20 protein-coding genes and 1 riboswitch are annotated in these 21,658 nt (G+C 52.8%); of the genes, 3 read left to right on the top strand and 17 right to left on the bottom strand.

All coding sequences use genetic code 11. From position 1 onward, the window contains the following. Positions 1 to 47 precede the first annotated feature (47 nt). The 5 genes from BLP79_RS03295 to BLP79_RS03275 all read right to left on the bottom strand — a co-directional run bounded on the left by BLP79_RS03295 (position 48) and on the right by BLP79_RS03275 (position 4,858). Positions 48 to 1,142 carry an extracellular solute-binding protein gene (locus BLP79_RS03295; protein WP_090216232.1) on the bottom strand — a complete coding sequence of 365 codons (1,095 nt, stop codon included), beginning with the start codon at positions 1,140 to 1,142 and terminating at the stop codon, positions 48 to 50. Between the two features lie 80 nt (positions 1,143 to 1,222). Beyond that, complete coding sequence (locus tag BLP79_RS03290) at positions 1,223 to 2,323, bottom strand: ABC transporter ATP-binding protein (protein WP_090216915.1); 1,101 nt, start codon at positions 2,321 to 2,323, stop codon at positions 1,223 to 1,225. 289 nt (positions 2,324 to 2,612) lie between these two features. After that, positions 2,613 to 3,242 carry an NAD(P)-dependent oxidoreductase gene (locus BLP79_RS03285; RefSeq protein ID WP_090216228.1) on the bottom strand — a complete coding sequence of 210 codons (630 nt, stop codon included), beginning with the start codon at positions 3,240 to 3,242 and terminating at the stop codon, positions 2,613 to 2,615. A gap of 65 nt (positions 3,243 to 3,307) precedes the next feature. Next, entirely contained in the window at positions 3,308 to 4,201 is an 894-nt protein-coding gene (locus tag BLP79_RS03280) for an MBL fold metallo-hydrolase (protein ID WP_090216225.1), read from the bottom strand. A 30-nt stretch (positions 4,202 to 4,231) separates the two neighbouring features. Next, on the bottom strand, positions 4,232 to 4,858 hold the full coding sequence (locus tag BLP79_RS03275; RefSeq protein WP_090216222.1) for a DsbA family protein: 627 nt from the start codon (positions 4,856 to 4,858) through the stop codon (positions 4,232 to 4,234). A 95-nt stretch (positions 4,859 to 4,953) separates the two neighbouring features. Between BLP79_RS03275 and BLP79_RS03270 the strand changes: the two genes are divergently transcribed. Beyond that, entirely contained in the window at positions 4,954 to 5,835 is an 882-nt protein-coding gene (locus BLP79_RS03270) for a LysR family transcriptional regulator (RefSeq protein WP_090216219.1), read from the top strand. A 186-nt stretch (positions 5,836 to 6,021) separates the two neighbouring features. Here the strand turns inward: BLP79_RS03270 and ptsP are convergent, their stop codons facing one another. The 8 genes from ptsP to metZ all read right to left on the bottom strand — a co-directional run bounded on the left by ptsP (position 6,022) and on the right by metZ (position 17,035). Beyond that, positions 6,022 to 8,262, bottom strand: a complete 2,241-nt coding sequence (ptsP, locus tag BLP79_RS03265) for a phosphoenolpyruvate--protein phosphotransferase (protein WP_090216216.1) — start codon at positions 8,260 to 8,262, stop codon at positions 6,022 to 6,024. 93 nt (positions 8,263 to 8,355) lie between these two features. Continuing rightward, a complete protein-coding gene (locus BLP79_RS03260; RefSeq protein WP_090216214.1) occupies positions 8,356 to 9,126 on the bottom strand; it encodes a hypothetical protein in 771 nt (256 codons plus the stop codon). Between the two features lie 41 nt (positions 9,127 to 9,167). Then, entirely contained in the window at positions 9,168 to 10,406 is a 1,239-nt protein-coding gene (locus BLP79_RS03255) for an aspartate kinase (protein WP_090216211.1), read from the bottom strand. Between the two features lie 125 nt (positions 10,407 to 10,531). Further along, positions 10,532 to 12,112 (bottom strand): thiamine pyrophosphate-binding protein, encoded by a 1,581-nt coding sequence (locus BLP79_RS03250; RefSeq protein WP_090216208.1) that lies wholly within the window; start codon positions 12,110 to 12,112, stop codon positions 10,532 to 10,534. Continuing rightward, a complete protein-coding gene (locus BLP79_RS03245) occupies positions 12,113 to 13,561 on the bottom strand; it encodes a TrkH family potassium uptake protein (protein ID WP_090216205.1) in 1,449 nt (482 codons plus the stop codon). A 53-nt stretch (positions 13,562 to 13,614) separates the two neighbouring features. Next, complete coding sequence (locus BLP79_RS03240; RefSeq protein ID WP_090216202.1) at positions 13,615 to 14,349, bottom strand: hypothetical protein; 735 nt, start codon at positions 14,347 to 14,349, stop codon at positions 13,615 to 13,617. A gap of 179 nt (positions 14,350 to 14,528) precedes the next feature. Continuing rightward, positions 14,529 to 15,635 carry a GTP cyclohydrolase FolE2 gene (gene folE2, locus BLP79_RS03235; protein WP_090216199.1) on the bottom strand — a complete coding sequence of 369 codons (1,107 nt, stop codon included), beginning with the start codon at positions 15,633 to 15,635 and terminating at the stop codon, positions 14,529 to 14,531. A gap of 209 nt (positions 15,636 to 15,844) precedes the next feature. Beyond that, positions 15,845 to 17,035, bottom strand: a complete 1,191-nt coding sequence (metZ, locus tag BLP79_RS03230) for an O-succinylhomoserine sulfhydrylase (protein WP_090216196.1) — start codon at positions 17,033 to 17,035, stop codon at positions 15,845 to 15,847. Between the two features lie 56 nt (positions 17,036 to 17,091). Continuing rightward, a riboswitch (SAM riboswitch) is annotated at positions 17,092 to 17,168 on the bottom strand. Positions 17,169 to 17,420: 252 nt separating this feature from the next. On the opposite strand from metZ, the gene BLP79_RS03225 reads away from it, so the two are divergent. After that, positions 17,421 to 17,663, top strand: coding sequence for a hypothetical protein (locus BLP79_RS03225; RefSeq protein WP_090216193.1), 243 nt, complete (start codon positions 17,421 to 17,423; stop codon positions 17,661 to 17,663). Between the two features lie 126 nt (positions 17,664 to 17,789). Here BLP79_RS03225 and BLP79_RS03220 read toward each other — a convergent pair whose 3' ends face one another. Then, on the bottom strand, positions 17,790 to 18,470 hold the full coding sequence (locus BLP79_RS03220) for a hypothetical protein (RefSeq protein ID WP_090216190.1): 681 nt from the start codon (positions 18,468 to 18,470) through the stop codon (positions 17,790 to 17,792). 291 nt (positions 18,471 to 18,761) lie between these two features. Here BLP79_RS03220 and BLP79_RS03215 point away from each other — a divergent pair, with 291 nt between their 5' ends. Then, complete coding sequence (locus BLP79_RS03215; protein ID WP_232716295.1) at positions 18,762 to 19,487, top strand: glutathione S-transferase N-terminal domain-containing protein; 726 nt, start codon at positions 18,762 to 18,764, stop codon at positions 19,485 to 19,487. Between the two features lie 22 nt (positions 19,488 to 19,509). Here BLP79_RS03215 and BLP79_RS03210 read toward each other — a convergent pair whose 3' ends face one another. The 3 genes from BLP79_RS03210 to BLP79_RS03200 are packed head-to-tail and all read right to left on the bottom strand — an operon-like array spanning position 19,510 to position 21,646. Beyond that, entirely contained in the window at positions 19,510 to 20,085 is a 576-nt protein-coding gene (locus tag BLP79_RS03210; RefSeq protein ID WP_090216187.1) for a hypothetical protein, read from the bottom strand. A 30-nt stretch (positions 20,086 to 20,115) separates the two neighbouring features. Continuing rightward, entirely contained in the window at positions 20,116 to 20,715 is a 600-nt protein-coding gene (locus BLP79_RS03205) for an inner membrane-spanning protein YciB (RefSeq protein WP_090216183.1), read from the bottom strand. 28 nt (positions 20,716 to 20,743) lie between these two features. Beyond that, positions 20,744 to 21,646, bottom strand: a complete 903-nt coding sequence (locus BLP79_RS03200) for a DMT family transporter (protein ID WP_090216180.1) — start codon at positions 21,644 to 21,646, stop codon at positions 20,744 to 20,746. Between the last annotated feature and the right edge of the window lie 12 nt (positions 21,647 to 21,658).

Raw genomic sequence — 21,658 nt, 5'->3', positions numbered from 1 at the left:
CCGGGGCGGACGCGTACCGCCCCGGAAAAAATTTTCAGCTCAAAGGCTTATTTCGCCAACCAAGCCTGGAACTTTGCGTCGATATCATCACGATAGTCCGCCCAGAACTCATAGTTGAACAGGAAAGTGTTCTGCGCATTCTTCGGATCTGTTGGCATGTGAGGCGCCATATCGATCCCCAGTTCAGCATGCTGACCAACCAGCGGCGCAGAAGAGGCACGCGCCGGACCATAAGAAATATACTTCGCCTGATCTGCCAGACGCTGCGTGTCTGTCGCAAACTTTACATATTCCAGCGCACGTGCTTCCCGCTCGGGGCTTAGACCTGCAGGAATAATCCAACCGTCCAGATCAAACACCTGCGCATCCCAAAGCATGGCAACAGGCTGATCTTGCTCTTCAATCAGGCTGAACAAACGGCCGTTGAAGGTTGATCCGATCACAACTTCACCATCCGCCAGCAGCTGTGGCGTATCCGCGCCGGCAGACCACCAGATCACGCTGTCTTTGATGGTATCCAGTTTCGCCAAAGCGCGATCCTGACCTTCAGCCGTCTCAAGCAAATCATAGATGTCATCCTTGGCAACGCCATCACATGACAAGGCCCATTCCATATTGCCGATGGGGCGCTTTTCCAGTGAGCGTTTGCCGGGGTAAGCGTCCAGATCAAAGACCGCACACACATCTGCGGGCGGCGTGTCACCAACCAGATCTGTACGATAGCCAAATGTGGTTGAATAAACGATCTGAGGAATGAAGCACTCGCTGACCAAAAGGTCACCGAAATCTTCTGACGCGGATGTGCCATCTGGCGCAGCTGCCAGCTGCGTATCTGCATCGATTTCAAGCGCCAGACCTTCATCACACAGACGGATTGCATCAGAGGCAACCACATCCACAACGTCCCACGTGATGTTCCCCGCTTCATTCATCGCACGCAGCTTGGCCACTGCTTCCGCTGAACTGTCATCATTCAAAATGGTGATGCCAGTCTTTTCAGAATAGGGTTCGTGATAGGCTTTCAGCTGTGATTTTGCATATGCGCCGCCCCACGACACAATGGTCATCTCTTCCGCGCTCAAGCTCCCTGCAGCAGTTGCCAAAGCGGCGGCTGCAGTCAGAAGGGTTCTGGTTGATTTCATCTGCGACTCCCAGTGATTTCCCGTAGGTTTAGGTCTGCAACCGATGCACGGGTTTCATCGGCTGGTCGTTAAAACTCTGCTCAGGCGTCAAGCGCCCGGCAATCCCGTGTCAGCCAGCCAATCTCTACTTCTTGGCCCGGGCTCAGGCGCACAGCGTCTGGCGCATTCCGAGTTTTGACAATGAAATCATCATTGCCCGCAACCGACATGCGAAACCGGAACACATCTCCCATGTAGATGAATTCCTTTACAACCGCCTTCAATGTATGCGCATCCGCGTGCAAACGGTCTTTGTTAAACTCCACACGCTCTGGACGAATAGAGACCTTGGTGCGCTGCCCCACTTCCTGCACGTTGACAGGTGTTGCATCTATTTCAGACCCATCATCCAGTCGTACGACACATGTATCATCCCGAATGGCGGTCACGACGCCCTCTAGCGTGTTATTTTCACCAATGAACTGCGCCACAAAGCTGTTTTCAGGCGCTTCATACAGTTCATCCGGTGGGGCCAATTGCTGAATGCGCCCATCGTCAAACACAGCAACGCGATCTGACATAGTTAACGCCTCGGTCTGATCATGGGTAACATAAACCGTCGTGATGCCCAACTCATGGGCCAGACGGGTGATCTCAAACTGCATATGCTCTCTAAGCTGCTTATCAAGCGCACCCAAAGGTTCATCCATCAGCACCAGTTCAGGTTCAAACACCAAAGCACGAGCAAGGGCGATCCGCTGCTGCTGCCCCCCTGACAACTGCGCCGGACGTCTATTCCCAAAAGCCCCCATCTGCACCATATCAAGCGCACGATGCACCTTTTCTTCCCGCTCAGATTTGCCCATTTTACGGACTTCCAGCGGAAACGACAGGTTCTCGGCGACGGTCATATGCGGAAACAGCGCGTAGTTCTGAAACACCATCCCGATGCCACGTTTGTGCGGTGGGATATTGTTGATGGGCCGCCCATCCAACAAAATCTCACCATGCGTCGCTGTTTCAAAGCCTGCCAGCATCATAAGACACGTGGTCTTACCAGACCCTGATGGCCCCAGCATGGTGAGAAATTCGCCCTTTGGCATCGCCAAGTTCAGATCTTTTACAACAAGGTTTTCCCCGTCGTAAGACTTTTGCACACGTTGGAATTCAACGAATGCCGCGTCAGTATTACCTTCGGTCACACGACCCCCTGTTTTGTCAATTGTGTCTCTCTTAAGCGGAGACCATTGATCCTTAAGCCAAGTTAAAACGCGCGAACCTTTGCTAATCAATACAAAATAACAACTTGCCAAAGATGCGAACAAAAACGACAAAACTTGTCGCAAAATAGCAATAGGCAAAGCATAGGTGCCAAAAGAAAAAGCACAGTCAAAATAGATAACCATGAAAAATGACGCTATGCCAGAGACATAGCGCCATAAATGGTTATTATAAAACATGTACACCCCAAAGGAGGGGCGATTTTACTGCTTAATAGGCAACGTTAAAGATTGATCGGTAATGTTTGGGGTTTTCAACCTCATCCAGCATCGCGATTGCATAGTCTTCGGCAGTAATACGGCTTTTGCCGCCTTCCGCGTTGGTCAACATTACCCGACCAGACGTGCGGAACTCCCCTGTGCGGTCCCCTGGTTCGATCATGCCACCCGGGGCAAGTACGGTGAAATCGATATCGGCATCCACCATCATCGCGTAAGCTTTGCGCATTCCTGTGGCCTCAGGCAGGATGAAATCAGGCGTCAGCTCTAATGCGCTTGTACCATCTGGCATCACCAAAGAAGAACCGCCCCCCACCATCAAAATCCGCTTGCCGGTCTGCTCGGACACTTTGATCAACACAGTGGTAAAGTTGATCGCATCCTGAATCGCATCACCAGAGTTGCGCGGGCTGACAGCAGAAATAACCACATCTGCGTTTGCCGCCTCAGCAAGCACTGCGTCAGTGTCTTCAACATCAAGCGCAATCGCACGTACACCATCTTGTTGTTCAATTTTATCAGGATTCCGACCCGCCGCGACAACAGAATGTCCGCGCGCGACCGCTTCGCTCAACACACGACTGCCAACCATACCGGAGGCACCAATCAATAGAATGTTCATGGATTTAAATCCTTATTACCTGTCAATTCTGGCATCGGTCCCGCTAACCGATGCCCCTTGCGGCTTCAGCCCCATTTCATCTCGCCAGTTGCAACTTTCGCGCCAATCTCAAGGGCTGCGCCAAGACCCAATTCAGGGAAACGCGCTTGCATTGCCGCAATCAGCGCAGCGCTGTCAGATGCTTTTGCCAGCTCTTCCTCAAAAACACGCAGATAGTTACGAGTAAAAACAAGGCTTTCCACACCGTTGTTGCCGCCTTCGCGCGCATGACCCGCAACGACAATCTTTGGATTTAAGGCGATCAGCGTATCCAGCTCAGCAATCCAGTTCGCGCGTTCCTTTGGCGTTGGCGTATCCGCGACCCAGACATGCAATCCTTGAAACGCATAAACCCCGCCAAACACGGCTTGTAGGTCTTCCACCCACAGGTACCGCCGGTCCGCCATTGTCGTAGAGGTCACAATGTCGATCCGTGTACCTTCCAGTTCCAGGTGATCCCCATCAAACGGTTCAGGAATAACCAGTTCTTCCAGAGTTTGCGGACCATTTTCACCAAGGCGTGGGCCCCATACATCCAGCTTTCCCTGCGCTTTCTTCTTGATCAGCGCAATAGTATCGGGAGCTGCAATCACACGCGCCTCAGGAAAGGCTTTTACAACCTCAGTCAGGCTAAAATAGTAATCTGGGTCATTGCAGCTGACAAAAATAGTGCTCAATCGTTTGCCACTGGCCCGGATCTGCTCAACCAGCGCCCGACCGGACGGAAAGTTAAAAGTCCCGTCCAGCAAAATCGCCTCTTCCTGCCCGGTCAACAGAACTGGCGCACGAAAGAAATCATTTTGGTCAGATCTGAAATCCGCCCATTGAATTGGCGTTGCCGCCTGCAGCCCCGTGCCCATGGCCCCAACAAGCGGGATCACCATTAGGCCACGCAACGTGTCACGTCGTGTAAAAGTCATTGGAACACTCCAATCAATTGATATTTCGTTTTAAGACAGCAGTGTAGAAACACCGCTGGGATTGCCATAAAAGGCACTGTGATTCACAATTTCGGTTCCAGTTTCATCATGTGATAGAACCGTTGGCACGCCAAAAGATCCCATCTCTTGCATCAACTGATCCGCTTTGCGCGAAAGAACCTGCGCGCGTTCTGCCAGTTCTGGGGTACCAATCTTTTCAGCTTCAGCAGGTTCAATCCCCAGATCCACAAGCGCACTTACAACCGCGTCACGATCTTGGGCAGACACGCCATCAATGTAACGCAGCACTTCCAGTTTGTGGCGAATTTCAAACTCACGCCGCGCGCCTTGATCATGTACAAGCGCCGCTGCCTGTGCTGTATATCCAGATTCCAAGACTTCCTTGCCCGACATCACGACCTTCTCGGCATAGGTCTGGCTGAAGGTCTGCCCGGTCAATGCCGCGATCTGCGCATCAGCTTTTAAGATATAATCCCCTTTGCCTTCTGACATCTTGGGCGCATTGCTGCCCTGAAACAGATGCCGATGCAGCACCTCAACCTCAGCCCCCGTGTCAAGTAGGGCATCAAAAACCGGCGCTGCGCCATAGCACCAGCCACAATAGGTATCGTAAATGATGGTGAACTTCCGCGGCATGTACACCTCCTGTTTCTGTGTCTTCAAGGTAGACGTCTGCCTTTGTCAAATATACAGATATTAATGAAATTCACTGTCAGCAAAAAGATGACAAAATGCGCCCAAACTTAAACAGATTGCTCTACTTCACTGCTGTTGTAGAAGAAGGAACGATCACCGCCGCCGCCGAGCGCCTTGGCGTCAGCAAAGCCGTGGTGAGCAAGCAAATACAAATGCTGGAAACTGACATTGGACAATCCCTTTTGTTGCGCAACACCCGCAGAGTTGCCCCAACTGAGGCAGGCAACCTGCTGTATTCAAGTGCGCGTGGCGCACTAACCACCGTTGAAAATGCCTTTGATCAAGTCGCAGAACGCGATCAAACACCTCGCGGGTTATTGCGCATTACAGCCCCAGTTGATTTTGGTTTGGATTTCATTAGCCCATTGGTCACCCGGTTTCAGGAGATGTACCCGCAGGTGCAAGTGGACCTATTACTGAGCGATGAACGACAGGATCTGATCAGTGAACGTCTGGACCTCAGCTTTCAGATCGGCTGGCTTCGTGAAACTGGCAACGTGGCCCGCAAAATCAACACTTTCCGTGAAATTGTCGTGGCAGCACCCGCCACTGCAGCGGATCATGAGATTTCACACCCCAAAGATCTGACTCAGATACCGCTTATACTCAACACCGCTGTCGCCGAAATCGCGCCCTGGCGCTTTACTCAGGATCACGACATTTGCGATGTGCTCCTCAACCCCGTCGTAAAAATGAACATCACCATGGCCGTTCTGGCAGCAGTTCAATCCCGGCGGTACTTCACAATATTGCCTGATATTCTGGTTCAGGATCAGCTGGCCACGGGTGCTCTTGTACAACTATTGCCGGAATGGTCCCTGCGCACAGGTGGGATTTATACAGTCACCCCTTCCGGCCAATTGCGATCAAACGCGTTAAAAGCCTTTCTTGCCTTGGTGCGAACAGAAATCGGTTAATCAACGCTGCTGGAAACACAAAGTCAGCCGCGCAAAAACCTCTTTTAAGGAGCGCACAAACACGATTGAAGACCTGATCACAGGGCTGCGCGGATTGCCGATCTAAAAACCTATGAGGGTTTACGCACCGGTCTCCGCAGCCGGTCCCTAAAAACAGCCTGCAGAAGCAGATCTGCAGGCCGCACATTACACCTCGCGCAGGTAATCCATGATCGCCGGGCGCACGGATTGAACACCCCGGTGCCGCGCGCTGGAAATGATTGCGCGAAGATCATCCAGATTAACCCGCATTAACAGTGATTTTACAGGCCCGATCGACGCCGGACGCATCGACAGTGTTCGTAGCCCCATCGCTGCGAAACATACAGCCTCGATGGGGCGACCAGCATCCTCACCACAAAAGCTCAGCGGTGTGCTGGAAATTTCACAGCGCTCTACGATGCGCTCAATAAAGCTTAAGAAACTAACGTTCAGCGTATCATAGCGATTTCGCACCCGTTCATTTTCGCGATCCGCTGCAAAAAAGAACTGTTTCAGATCATTTCCACCGATGGACAGGAAATCCACATCATCAAAGAACTTCTGCGGAGAGAACGCCATAGAAGGCGTTTCCAGCATCGCTCCCACCTCTAACCGCTCTGGCAAAGTGTGACCCAAGATCCGTTCGCGTTCCAGTGTCTTATCAATTTCAGCCCGCGCCATACGGAATTCATCTGCTTGGGCAATAAATGGGAATTTGATCGTAAGCGGCCGCCCCTCTGCTGCCCGGATTAAGGCCTGCAGCTGCATCCGCATCACACCCGGCTTGTCCAGCCCAACCCGGATCGCACGCCAGCCCAGCGCCGGGTTTGGCTCATCCGTGGGAGTCATATAAGGTAAAACCTTATCTGAACCGATATCCAGCGTGCGAAACACAATCCGTTTGCCTTTGCTGGAATCCAATACCTTTTTGTATTGCGCCACCAGATCTGATCGTTTCGGCATTTTATTTTGAGTCAGAAATTGCAATTCGGTGCGAAACAGTCCAACCCCTTCGGCCCCGGATGTTTCCAGCGAAGGCAGATCCGCCATCAACCCTGCATTCATCAACAGCTTAATACGCGCGCCATCTTTGGTCACCGCAGGCTTTTCACGAATGGATGCGTACCGCTCATTGGCTTGGGCGCGCATTGCGATTTTATCGCGAAAGGCAGCACTTACGCTCTCATCCGGGCGCAAATGTAAAAGACCACTGTCGCCATCAACCATGATATGATCACCGTTCAAGGCTTCGGTTGTGGCACGACGCGCCTGCACCAAAAGTGGTATCGCCAGCGCCCGCGCAACAATCGCAGCATGAGATCCAACAGACCCCTCTTCCAGCACGATCCCCCGTAGCGAGCGACCATATTCCAGCAACTCGCCTGGACCAATATTGCGGGCAACCAAAATAGGATCATCTGGCAACTCGACCCCCGTCTCACTGCCCTGCCCGGTCAAAATTCGCAGCAAGCGGTTGGACAGATCATCCAGATCGCTCAGTCGTTCGCGCAGATAAGAATCCTGCACCTGCGACAGCCGTGCGCGTGCAACGGATTGTTCCTTTTCAACAGCCGCCTCAGCACTCAGACCGCGCGCAATGTCTTCCTCCATCCGGCGCATCCAGCCTTTGGAATTGGCAAACATACGGTAGGCTTCCAGAACCTTTAACTGTTCTTTGTCACCGCTTTGCGACATCTCCAGCATTTTGTCGACGCCAACACGCAGCTCTTCCACCGCATCGTTCAAACGTTCCAGTTCTTTCTCTGGATCATCCGCAATTGGATTGGTGACAATCACGCGGGGTTCATGCAGCCACACGTGCCCCTCTGCGGCACCTTCCTGCGCAGAAACACCGGGGATCTGCACCGGGCGTTGATGCAACGGAGACATCGCGGCTCCTTCCCCGACAAAGGCGCCAAGCTCGGTCATCTCTGCCAGAACCATCGCGACAACTTCCAGCGCATAGACCGCATCAGCAGAATATTCGCGTGCCTCACGCGATTGCACAACCAAAACGCCCAGCATCTCGCCCAAGCGTTGCACCGGAATCCCCAAAAAGGCTGAAAACCGCTCTTCGCCGGTTTCCGGCATATAACGGAACCCTTTGGCATTAGGCGCGTCAGGCGTATTTATCACCTTTGCGGTCTTTGCGACCCGGCCCACAAGACCTTCACCGATGCGCAGACGGGTTTCATGCACGGATTCAACATTCAAACCTTCGGTCGCACAAAGCTCCAAGGTCTCCGCATCACGAAACAGATAGATCGAACAGACTTCCGTCCCCATGCTATCGGCAATCAGGCCCGTGATCTTGTTCAACCGTTCCTGACCAGCATCCTCAGCTGCCAACGCCTCACGCAACCGACCAAGCAGTTTTCGGCTCTCGCTTTCTGTTGTCTCGGACATGATTTTGGCACCCCATTGCAGAGCAAATACTATATATGGTAATTTTGCAGGAAAATTCGAAAGGTACAAGCCGCCAATTTGCGCAAGCTTGGTTCAACGGCAGTGACTTGATCCGCCATCTCTTGCCGTTTTGAGAGGTAAAATCTTCTCCAGCACCTTTAACCGCGCAGGCACAAGCTGCGTCATCGCCACCGTCACCTCATCCGGCAATCGTCCCGGTGTTTTGAAATGCGTATAGGCAAAAAGCGCTGTCTCAGCCAGATCTTCGCCTTTGGGATGGTCTGCCGCATAAGCGGTCAACACCGCCTGATCCCGTTGTTGAGCCCGCCGCCAGGCTCTGCTTTTGGCATGGGGCACATCAAGTGTTGCATGAACACTTTCATGGAACACCGTCTCATCCAGATCATGGGTACGCAGGCGTTTCGCAACGTTTTTCTCATAGATCATGAAAAACCGTCCCAGATCTTCGGCATGTGCCGTGTGATCCCCTGTGTGCAACACCACATGATCCAGATGTTGCCGCATCTTAATCGGCAAACGCCCAACCGCACAGGCCACGGGTGCGACCGTTTTCAACGCACGCGCCTCACTTTTAAAACGCCGGTGCGCCCAGAATTCTAGTACTGCACCATCACTGTAGCTGGCCTCAAAAATAAACACGTTATCGGAAAACAAGCCCGGTGTGGCTTTGCCCGGCATTTCGCGTCTGTCCCGCCCCACAAGTGCCAAAGACGCAAGCGCGCTGGGGTCACTCACCTTGATAAATTCAAGGTCATTGGACACGACAGAATTGGGGAATAAAGGCTCAGCCTGCACGCCAGTCCCAGCCAAGGTGAAAATTAGTGCAATCAAATATCTAAACAAAATTAGCTCCTCCGGTGCCACCGCCCAAAGGAGCCAATGGCTTAGCTGGCTTTATCCAGCTCAAACGCATCATGCAGCGCCTGCACGGCAAGTTCCATATACTTCCGGTCGATTAGAACAGAAATTTTGATCTCAGAGGTTGTGATAACCTTGATATTGATGCCTTCATCCGACAGCACTTTGAACATCTTGGCTGCAACACCAGATTGTGAGCGCATGCCAATGCCAACAACAGACACTTTGGCCACATCCGTATCTGCAACCAGTTCCGCATAATTCAGCTCACCCTGATCCTTGATCGCAACAAGCGATTGTTCCGCGCGTGCAACCTGATCGGTGGGGCATGAGAAGGTCATATCCGTGCGGCCCTCTTCAGAGATGTTCTGAATGATCATATCAACGTTCACGCCAGCATCAGACAGGGTGTTAAAGATCGTTGCCGCGATGCCCGGACGGTCTGCAACCGACACCAAGGTCATTTTTGCCTCATCGCGAGAATAGGCAACGCCGTTGACTACATTGGATTCCATAATTTCCTCCTCATCGCAGACCAGCGTTCCGGCCTCGTCGGATTGTTCTTCAAAACTCGAAAGGACGCGCAGCTTCACCTTGTAGCGCATCGCCAGCTCGACGGATCGTGTCTGCAGGACTTTGGCCCCCAAAGACGCCAGTTCCAGCATCTCTTCAAAGGCGATTTTATCCAGTTTGCGTGCTTTGGTGCAGATCCGGGGGTCCGTGGTGTAAACCCCGTCCACATCAGTATAAATATCACACCGCTCCGCGCCAAAGGCAGCCGCAAAGGCTACTGCTGTGGTATCAGACCCGCCACGCCCCAGCGTGGTGATACGCCCCTCTGGGCTAATGCCCTGGAAGCCCGCAACCACAGCAACCTTCATACCTTCGTTAAAACGGCCATTCAGATTGTCGGTTGGGATCTCTTCAATCCGCGCTTGGCTGTGTGCGCTATCTGTTTTCAGCGGCACCTGCCAACCCTGCCAGCTGCGCGCCGGTACGCCCATTTCCTGCAGGGTCAATGCCATCAGACCAGCTGTGACATTCTCACCAGAGGAGACAATCGCATCATATTCGCGCGCATCATACAGGGGCGATGTCTCGTTGACCCAGCCCACCAGCTCGTTTGTTTTACCGGACATGGCAGAAACGATGACAATCACGTCATAGCCCTTTGCCACTTCAACACCCACACGCTTTGCAGCGCGGCGAATGCGGTCCAGATTGGCGACGGACGTTCCGCCGAATTTCATCACTAGTACGGGCATGCGTCAAAACTCTCCATGCGCTCGCGGTTAACAGTTCGGGGGTATGTAAACCTGGTACAATGCAAGAGCAAGCTTGCGTATTGTAGCAATACAAAGCGCAAGCCCCCCTTGTTTTTATAGTCCTATCAGCCCTGCGTCAGGGCTGGGGTCATATAGATCAATGTCGGGCCATCCGCCACAAAAGCTGCCTTTAAGGCCTCTTGCAACGCCTCCAACGTGGTTGGCGCAACAGAGGCTGCCCCAAAAGCTTCTGCCAGTTTACAGAAATCAGGATTTTTTGCAGCAACAGCAAAGGGCGCGATCTGCGCACGCTCCATGCTTTCCTCGATCTCTTTCAGACGGGCGTTGTCCCACAAAAGGATTGGCAACGGCAGGCCAAGCTCAACCGCAACCCCCAGCTCTTGCAGGGTATAGTGAAACCCATAATCCCCCGCAATCGCCAGCGTTGGCTTTCCGGGCCGTGCCACAGCCCCGCCAATGGCAGCAGGCAGCGCATAGCCAAGCGTGCCAAAACCCGCAGGGTGATGCCAATGCCTCGGGCGTGACATAGGCCAAACCTCGTTCGCCACATAGGCAAACTGGGTCATGTCTGAATAGATCATTGCATCCAGTGGCACCGCGGCCCGCAACGCGTCACAAATCGCCACAATGCCGGGACGCTCCATCTCAACTTCGCTGCGCCAACGCTGACGTGCTGTCTGCACCTCTGCCGCATCCCAACCCGTCGCTGCTGGGCGGTCTTTAGTTGCGTCCCAAAAGGCGCGGGCAAAGCTTTCTGCATCATTGCACAGTTTGATCTGCGCCGCATGCTCATCCGCAAGAACCTCAGGATCGAGATCAACCCGCACCAAAGACGCCGTATGCCCCAGATGATCCCGCCACAGATCAACCTCAGCCAATTCCGTGCCAATCGCCACCACAAGATCCGCCGATCCGATCACATCTGCACTGCTACCACGCGCCAAACTGCTACCAAAATCAAGCGCATAATCCAGCCCAACAGCCCCCGCCCCGGCGATGGTTGTAAAGGTCGCAATGCCCAGCGGTTCCAACACATCGCGCCACAGCACCTTTTGCGCACCGCCCCCTAGAATAAACAGTGGGCGTTTGGCCATCCCCAACAGCGAAACCACAGGGGCGACATCCGGCGCACCGCTGGTTGCACGCATGGCTGGCATTGCAGGCGGTGCAGCTGGATCCGCAACCGCCTCCAGCGCGCCACGGGTCACTTGAATATGTTTGGGGCGTGGGCGTTCCAGTTCAAACTCTTCAAAGGCCCGTTCAATCATCCGGTAGGTGCTGGCAGGTGTTGCGCATTGCACAGACCAATCTGCCACGGTTTCCGCAGCCGCGCGCTGATCCTTCATCTGATGCAATTGCCCCCTCTGTGCATCGACTTCATCAAGGCAAGAAGACAGAACCAGCATCGAAACAGAATCTGAATAGGCCTGCCCCATCGCCGTCATGATATTCGTCAAACCCGGCCCCGTGATCACATACGCCACCCCCGGCTGTCCCGTGGCGCGAGCATAGCCATCTGCCATAAACCCCGCGCCCTGTTCGTGGCGCGCCAAAACATGGCGAATACCCGCCTCATCAATGCCGCGGTACATCTCTTGATTGTGCACGCCGGGCACCCCAAAGATGACCTCGACACCGTGATCGCTCAACATGTGTGAGATTTGGGCACCAAGTGGTTTGCGCATTTAAGCTCTCCAGAAACGAATGGTTAAGATGGCATAGACCGCAAGCAGCTCTAACCGGCCAATCAACATGGTCGCGATCAAAATCCACTTGGCGGTGTCATTCAGGGACGAAAAATTGCCGGCAGGCCCGATCGTATCGCCCAGGCCAGGGCCAATATTGGCAACCGCTGTAGCAGCTCCGGAAACTGCGGTGACAAAATCCAGCCCCGTCAGCGCCAGCAGCCAGGCCACGACCCCCAGCGTCAGGATGAAGAACATAAAGAAGGAAATCACCGAGCTGAGCACATCCTCATCCACGCGCCGCCCTTCATAGCGCGGAAAGAAGACCCCATTGGGTGAACGGATTTTTTGAATTTGCACCCGGATAGAAGCAAACAACAGCTGATACCGGAAGATCTTTACCGAGCAGGCCGTTGATCCCGCACACCCACCAATAAGACCGATAAAGAAAAACACCATGATCAGGAAATTGCCCCATCCCATGTAATCCGCGCTCGCATAGCCCGTCCCCGACAGGATAGAGACAGTGTTAAACAACCCTTCCCGCAGGGCCTGTTCAAAGGGCAGTTCAGATTGCACAACCAAAACCGGCGCAACAACTGCCAGCAAAACCGCACAGGTCAGCAAAAACCCACGGATCTGCGCATCTTTGAACAACGGTGTGCTGTTGCCGTTGATCAGCTGCACATACCGCACAAACGGCAGCGCCGCGAGGATCATAAAAACAACAGCCGCATACTCCGTTGCCCCGGAAAACGCCCCAAATGAGGCATCATAATTGGCGAAACCACCCGTTGCCGTCGTTGTCATCGCATGGGCCAGCGCATCAAACGGCCCCATGCCCAATCCTCCATAAACCATGGCACAGGCCAATGTTATGCCAACGTAGATCAAGGAAATCTGCCGTGCGATCACCTGAGCACGCGGCAGGATTTTGCCCATGGTATCAAACCCTTCGGAGCGGAAGATCTGCATGCCCCCAACCCGCAGCTCGGGCAGGAACACCATCGCCACAACAATAATCCCGATACCGCCCAACCATTGCAAAATCGCGCGCCAAAACAGCAGTCCGCGTGGCAAATCATCTAATCCGGATAAAACAGTCGACCCGGTCGTCGTCAGGCCAGACATCGCTTCAAAAAACGCATCCACAAATCGCAGATCTGTTTCCCCCATGATCAAGGGCAAAGCGCCAAAAACCGGCAATGCGGCCCAGACCCCGGTTGTGAGCAAAAAGGTCTGGCGGATATCCAACCCCTGTTTCATCCCGCTTGCACAGGACAGGGCCAACAGCCCCCCCACAAGAATGGTGATCACGCCGCTCTGTAGAAATACGGGCCAGTGCCCTCGCCCGTCATACAGTTCAAGTAGCAAGGGGAACACCATGGTTCCCCCAAGAATTATGACCAGCAGGCCAATGACATATCCAACGGGACGAAGATCCAACATAAGGCGCAGCGTTGGCGTGACGCAGCTGCGCTGTCAACCCGTTGCAATCACCTTCAAGAGGACTTTGGGCCGGATTGTGCGGGCATTTTAGGCGGCACAGACGGCGTACGGGTGCTTTTACGCGCTGGTGCCGAAGCAGTGTTTTGCGGTGTACTTTCCCGTTTCGTTGCAAAACCTGCTTCAGACGGTGCTGTTTTGCTTGCAGTGGCGGCTCTGTTTGCCGCCAGATTGGCCGCTGCAGATTTAGGCGCAGCCGCCAATTTTGCAGAGGCTGCAGAGGCAGGCTTTTTCGTGCTCGCAGGCGCTGCAGGTTTCGCAGCAGCCGGTGAAGCCGGTTTCGCAGCCGCTGTTGTTGCTTTCGCAGCAGCCTTTGGCGCAGCCCGTCGTGTCGTTGCTTTCTTTGGAGCCGTGCTTGTATTTGCACTGGTTTGTACAGAAGCAGGTTTGGGCGCTGCTTTTGTCGCAGGCTGAGCTGCCGTAGATTTCGTGGTTGTTTTTGCTGCCGCTTTTGCTGCTGGCTTGGCCCGGCGTTTGGGAGCAGGCTTCGTTTTTGCAGCAGGCGCGGCGGCGGCCTTTTTAGGCGCTTCAGTCCCTGCCTCGGCGTCAGGAACAGTCCAGAACGCGCGCTGCAATTCCATCATGGATTGGGCATAACGCATTTGCTGATAAGGCAGCTGCGCTGTTGCGTCAGCAAGCGCACGCCACGCGCGCAATTGACGTCCCGCCAGCAGCCCAGCCCATTCCTGAGGTGTCATTGTTGGTTCGGAAAAGGGATTAAAGCGGATCATCGATGTCTCCTTGTGCCTGCGCAAAATCCAAAGCACGGATCACGCAGGGCATATTCCTCAGTCGTTAGCACCTAAGACCCAAACAACAGGCCTCAAATCCAGACTAACAGGAGAAATGCGTATTGCAGCATAAAAATGCCGCAATGCAGCGTAAATTTACCGGCCTGCGCAAATCACACTCAGCCGCGATGAATTAATGTACCAAAATGCCAGGGGTCCACACTTTGCGCCGCAAAAGTATCGCCCTGCACCAGCAGGCTGATCGCATCATGACTGTGCAAGCTTTCCTGATGGCTTGCCATCACCCGGAAATCCCCAATCCGCGAATCATTTTGCAGTACCTCACAGAACAGACGCGCCGCATCCTCAACAAAAATAGGGTTCGCTGCATTCAGTTCTGCAAAAGCCTGTTCATCCTCACGCTTCACCATCACTTGCGTTTCGGTCGGCACAGCCTTGCGGCAATGATCGATCAGATCCTCAAACCACAAACAGTCTGCATCTGGGTCAATTACAATCGAAATCCGCGCAACCGAGCGCTGCGAATGCGGTGTCGCCAATTGCCCACGCGCCTGCCTTGCATGTTCAGACAGCTCCAGTGAACAAGGGCATGTGGAGGAGTACACGTAATCCAGATGAATAATCTTCTGTCGTTGGCCCTCACGCTCAATCAGTTCTAGCGCAATGTCGTAATACTGATAACCGCTTAGCCCCGAACGCAGGCTTTCAACCCGCATCGGAAAGGAAAAGCGCATCTGCAAACGTGCGTCCAGACTTTCAAGATCGGTCAGGTAATCCTCAATCGCCGCTTCCATCACTTCAAAACTAAATGTCTTTTCGGCGTGTTTATAAAACGAGCGCATAATCCGGGACATGTTAATGCCCTTCTTTTCCGCGTCCAGACTAACGGTGCCCGTCACACTTGTTTCAAGCGTCTGCATTCCGCCATCACGTCCCGCAAAACGGATCGGCAGGCGAAAGTTTGAAATTCCCACATGCTGGATCTGCTCTTTTGCGCCCTTAATCAGGCTAGAGGGGCCATTCTGCAAATCAGGCAACGTTTCACGGTAGGTCGGGGTGACTTCAAAAGCCTCAGGATAGTGGCGGGAAAGGTCTGGGTAGTTGCTCACATCCTGCCCGGGCAACAGACGTGCGACGGCTGGATCCAGCTCTGCAATCTCAGTCGCGCTTGCCTTGTGCGCCCAGGCACGCAAAGTTTCCAGCGCTGCAGTAGCGGCATCGCGGTCCGGGCTCTCCTCACTGGAGGATCGGGAATGCATATTCATTGGGACTACCCCTTGCTCTTTCTCAAGGCCTCGCATGCCTGTTCGATTTCTATATAGGTTTAAGACAAGTAACTTCAAAAAAAATGCGACCGTAAAATCGCTGAAAAATTGTACGCAGGCATAAATACTCTCGTCAAATGCCTATTTATACCAATGGGGGCATATAGCCCCCATTTACAAGTTTATTTAAACATCTATTTTACGACAACTTACGCTTGAGACACGTCAAGGGCTTGCTTCAAATCCGCAATCAAGTCCTCAGCATCTTCCAAACCCACTGAGAAACGCACAAGACCCGGTGTAATACCCAGATCCTCTTTCATCTCATCAGACAGGCGCTGGTGCGTGGTTGTCGCAGGATGGGTTGCGATGGATTTCGCATCGCCCAGATTGTTAGAAATCACCGGAATGGTCAGCGCGTTCAGGAACTTAAACGCCGCGTCTTTGCCGCCTTTGATATCCAGCGACAACACAGTGCCGCCATTGCCGTCCAACTGAGTTTGGATCAGATCATTCTGCGCATGATCTTTCAGACCCGGATAAATGGTGCGCTCCAACGCCGCATGCCCCGACAGGGCTGTGGCAATCTGCAAGGCGCTTTCGGATTGTGCCCCCACACGCAGCGTGATCGTTTCCAACCCTTTCAACATCACCCAGGCATTAAACGGGCTGATCGACCCGCCGGTGTGCTTCATATAGGGCTCAACAGTGCCGCGGATCAGCTCTTTGGTGCCCAGAATAACACCACCCAGCGCCCGACCCTGCCCGTCGATATGTTTGGTCGCAGAATAAATGACAATATCCGCCCCCTGCGCAATCGCATTTGAGAAAACCGGGGTCGAAAAGACGTTATCCACAACCACAGTTGCCCCAACCGCATGGGCGATTTCAGCCACGGCCGCAACATCGATCACTTCCAGCGTCGGGTTGGACATGCTTTCAAAAAACACCGCTTTGGTCTCTGGACGCACAGCCACGCGCCAGGCCTCAAGATCGGTGCCATCCACCAGCGTGACCTCAACACCGTTTTTGGCCAGGATGTTCTCAAGGATATAAAGACATGACCCAAACAGAGCCTTGGCTGAAACGATGTGATCGCCTGCGTTCAGCAAAGAGGACAGCGCACCATTGACGGCCGCCATGCCGGATGCTGTAGCAAAGGCATCCTCTGCCCCCTCCAGCATCGCGATGCGTTTTTCAAACATATCAACCGTTGGGTTGCCATAGCGCGCATAGATGAATTCATCCGGGCCGGTTTCAATAAACCGCGCCTCTGCAGCCTCTGCCGTGTCATAAACAAAGCCCTGCGTCAGAAAAATTGCTTCGCTCACCTCGTTATACTGGCTGCGACGGGTGCCGCCGTGCACCAATTTGGTGCGCTTGTTCCAAGTCTCACTCATCTCATGCCCTCCTGAACGGCACATAAAAAAACTCCCGTTCGGCCAAGCGAAAGGGAGTCCTTCTCGTCCTGACCTCTTTAGCGGTTTATTTAACGTGGCCCGCAATCCGGTACAAATCGCCACTTCCTGAACAAATGCAGTGTTCTTCTGCTACGCGTCAAGGCGCAATGCGTCAAGAGGGAAGACACCAACCATACGCCTAAAATAGCCAGCTATTCTTTCCTCAATCAAATGCAACTTTAGCCTCCCCTATCGAACACCGTACACGCAAATTTTATCGTAAAATAATCATATAATTTAAGACCTTATAAAAAATTTAATTCAAAATTACCTAAACGTATGACGTTATGCCAATTCTAAAATTACTAGATACGAAAGAGTTATAATGAAGATTGGCGCCGCCCTCGCTTCTAATCTAATGCCCCCATCGAGCCAGGCTGATGACCCAACAAAAGATCCAAAACTTAAGGATTTTGACAAGAATAAAGATGGAATAATCAGTAAAGCAGAAAAGCGTGAATACGAACGCGCAAAAGCAGCTGCAGAGCGCGCCGAAAGACGCGAAATGACTGGTGCTGGAATGTTAGAAAAGTTGCAAGGAAACATAAGAGACGCTCAAGGCGCTTAAGTTCACCGTTATCGTTTCATACGTCTTGGCTCAGGACAGATTAAATTTCAAATATATCAAAAATCTAACCTGACAAAGTCAACGCTAGCATCGCTGTTGTGCTAGCGTTGATTAGATATGCGCTTTTTACTCGATGGTGCCGACCATCGCCTCTTTTTCAACAAGCGCGCCATTTTGCAGAGGTATCATACGCACATCACTGCCCGAAACCTCTACACGTATACAAACCGGTTTTTCATCTGGTGGGGTCAGGCATAGATCATTGTCTTTTGAATTATAAACAACTGTTCCCCCCGGAAAAGGAAATCCAGACGCGTCAAAGGCGGTCATTGACACCCTGTCTTTGGTCTCAAAGTCCCACACCGTTTTGCTGCCTTTAAGAATTTCTGATGGATTAACGTCTTCGGTTGTAATGACCCGACCGCGCAATTTTCCAGCCAGCACCCCATCGTAGGCAATCACATCCTGCAACAGCACACCGTCTTGATTGACAAAATGCATTTCTACGGTCTGCCGGTTTTCTTCCGCTCCAGGTTCAATCAGAAACAAGTCATGATTGGTGAGCTTCGTAACCACCGCACAGCTGCGCGGCCGACGACCTTCAAAACACAGCATCTGACCTTCAATTTCCCAACGGTCCAATTCGTCTGGCCAACCACGACTTTCCTGTTTCAAAACACCGCCCTTCAGAAAGCTCAGGAATGTGCCCTTTGGCGCGTTTTCAACAAGCACCCGCTTCCCAGAAAGCTGCTGTTCCAAGGCTTTGCCAGTTGGGATTTCCCCAGTTGATTGAGTTTCTGCTGACATGCATTGCGCGCAGGTCAAAAATACAGTTGTAAAAGCTATAATTTTTTTTCATGATTTTCTTCAGTCTTTAGTCACGACGATCCTGCGGACTTGCACGATCACACTCGTCATTCAAAATGCACACTTCAGCGCACACTCGCGCAAAGCGGGATAGCTCTGAACCCAACAATCGTCAAACGAAACACACAAAGAGGCCTATTCAGTCCCATACATATGCAGCAGTGCAAACCAATAAGTACAAGCCAATTAAAAGTCCGCGGCATTCTTCACCTTGTCATCAAAGGCAAAAACATGGTCCAGTTGACCAACCTGCGCAACCACGAGGCTCTGATGACTGCACAAGACCCCATTCACCTCTATTATTGGCCCACTCCAAACGGCTGGAAGGTCTCCATCGCGCTTGAGGAATTTGCCCTTCCCTATGAGGTCACTCTCATCGACATCGGCAAAGGGGATCAGTTTGCTCCGGGTTTTCTGGAAATTTCCCCCAACAACCGGATGCCCGCCATCACGGATCCAAACGGGCCAGATGGCGCGCCCATCAACCTGTTCGAAAGCGGCGCAATCCTGCAATACCTTGCCCGCAAGACCGGCCAGTTCTATGGCAAAAGCCCCCGCGAACAAATCGCCATTGATCAATGGCTGATGTGGCAAATGGGCGGTGTCGGCCCTATGGCCGGGCAAGCGCATCACTTTCTGAAATATGCCCCCGATCCCATTCCCTACGCACAAAATCGCTACCGCACCGAGGTCGCGCGCCTTTATGGCGTTCTGGACCGGCAGCTGGCGAAATCCGAATATGTGGCAGGGGACAGCTACAGCATCGCTGATATGGCAATTTGGCCCTGGGCGTCGTTGTGGGAAGGCCAAGAGCAAAGCCTTGACGACAAACCCCACCTCGCCCGCTGGCTCAAACTGCTATGGGAGCGCCCCGCCCTACGCAAAGGCCGCGCCCTTTCTGCAGACCTGCGCAAAGACAAATCAGACACATGGGTGCAGGACGATTTCAAATCCTGATCCTCTAGGACCAGACCCGGACTTATAATATGTCTGGCAACTCAGTTTCAGAGTGTTCAATAAATGTTTGAAATATGACAGGTTTTGACCTGGGTTGGTCTTCTTGTGAAGCACCAACCCTATTCGTTTCAACGAACCGTCCGATATAGAAAAGACCTTCATAGTAGGGCGAGGCAGGATAGCCATCTAACCGTGATACTGCTTTAGAAGCATCTGCGGTTAACTCAGGTCTTTTTTCACAGCTAATTGAATCTCTAATATCGTAGGTAAGAGGGTTCAAGGCAAACCCAAAGCATCCGTTTTGTCCCTCATGAACAACATATGTTCCTGACGTATGCAGATACAAATTGGACCCGCTCCACCAGCCTGTATCTTCAAACAGCTGTATAGACTTTGTCGACTGCCCATCATTGACGATGAATGTCCGCTGCCAGTCGCTATGAAAACCAAACATAGGCTGGACCAACAATGTCGCATTTGCTTGCTGAGTGAGTTGTGCCGTGGCCTTGTAGCTCACAAAATAACTATGGAGCAAAGTCAGAGTTAAAATCAGAAGCATCAGCAAACTGAATTTCTTCTTGATGGAGAAGCCAAGCACTAAAAAATTTCCCAGCGTTTTACCGAAGCTTCACTCTTCCTTCTCAATCCCATAGGTCTGAAAGACCCGGCTTTGCGCCATGAAGAAGGCAAACATCGCCGCCGTCAGGCCGAAGGTTTTGAAATACACCCAGGTCTCTTCGCTTTGGGTGCGCCAGATGGCTTCGTTCAACACCGCAAGACCAAAGAAGAAAAGACACAGGCGGCGGGTCAGGATCATCCAGCCTTCCTGCTGCATCGGCAAGGCCTCTTCCATCACCACTTTCAGATAGCTTTGCCCGCGCATGAGGCCGACCCCTAAAATACCGCCAAACAACAGGTAGATCATCGTGGGTTTCATCTTGAAAAAGCGTTCGTCATTGAACCAGATCGACAAGCCGCCAAAGACCACCACCAGAACCAGCGTGGCAATCTGCATCTTTGACAGATGCCCGGTGAGCTTCCACAAAGCCAGTGTGCTGATCACCATCAAGGGCACAAACCCGGCTGTCACCAGAATAAACCCACTGTATTCGGTGCCTGCAATCTGAAAGACCTCATCTTTCAGCTTCAGATAAGCAACAAAGAACAAGACAACCGGGCCAAACTCCAGCAGGGGTTTCAACATTGACTTGGATTTTTGATCACTCATGTCTTCTTTCCTGTATTCAAACGCGGCTTTATCCGCCCATCTCAACTATGACAGCGCCCAGCGCAATCAAGGCCATCAGCGCAACACGTCTGGGGCCAACGGTTTCTTTTAAAAACACCCAGCCAATAAGGGCGGCAAACACGGTGGAGGTCTCACGCAGGACGGCCGCCTCACCCACCTTGTCAAGACGGGTCGCCAGCATCACCGATCCAAACGAGGCCACGGCAACCAGCCCGCCAATCACCCCGCGCAGCATCAAAGGCCCCACATCAGGGCGCACGGCCATAGCCCGCCAGCGGCGATAGGCAATCACCGGAAAGGCCAGCCCATCAATCAAAAAGAACCAGGCTAGAAAGGTAAACGGATCCGCTGTCGCGCGGATGCCGTAAGCGTCATAGGTGGTGTAAAGCGCTGCAAACAGGCCTGTGGCAAAGGCCAGCGCCAGCGCCGCGCCAAGGGTTTCACGATTACTGTCGAGGTACAGATAATTGTACAGTGCCAGCCCAAAGATCCCCGCCAGCAGCACCGCAACGCCAAACCACTGCACCCCTGTGAAGCTTTCGCTGAAAATCAGATAGGCCCCAAAAACCGTAAACAACGGCCCCGTACCACGCACAACAGGGTAAACCACAGTGTAGCTGCCCATCGTATAGGCATAGCCCTGCAACAGCTTATACCCCATATGGATCACCCAGACGCCGACAAAGATCAGCCACATATGGGGTTCCGGCCAGGGCACAACAAACAGCGCAAACGGAGCAGCCATCACCGCGTATGACGCATCAATTGCCCCCCGTGACAGCCATGGATCATGCCGCCCCTTTTGAAGCGCTCCAAAAATCGCATGCAAAAGCGCTGCAGAGAGGGCAAGGATCAGCGCTGCCGTGTGACCAGCTTCTGTCCCCTCAAGTGAGATCAGCCAATCACTCATATGTCACGCCAA

The sequence above is a fragment of the Epibacterium ulvae genome (assembly GCF_900102795.1).
GTDB classification, from domain to species: domain Bacteria; phylum Pseudomonadota; class Alphaproteobacteria; order Rhodobacterales; family Rhodobacteraceae; genus Epibacterium; species Epibacterium ulvae.
The sequence above is the reverse complement of the archived record's forward strand: the minus strand, read 5'-3'. Positions and strand labels throughout refer to the sequence as shown.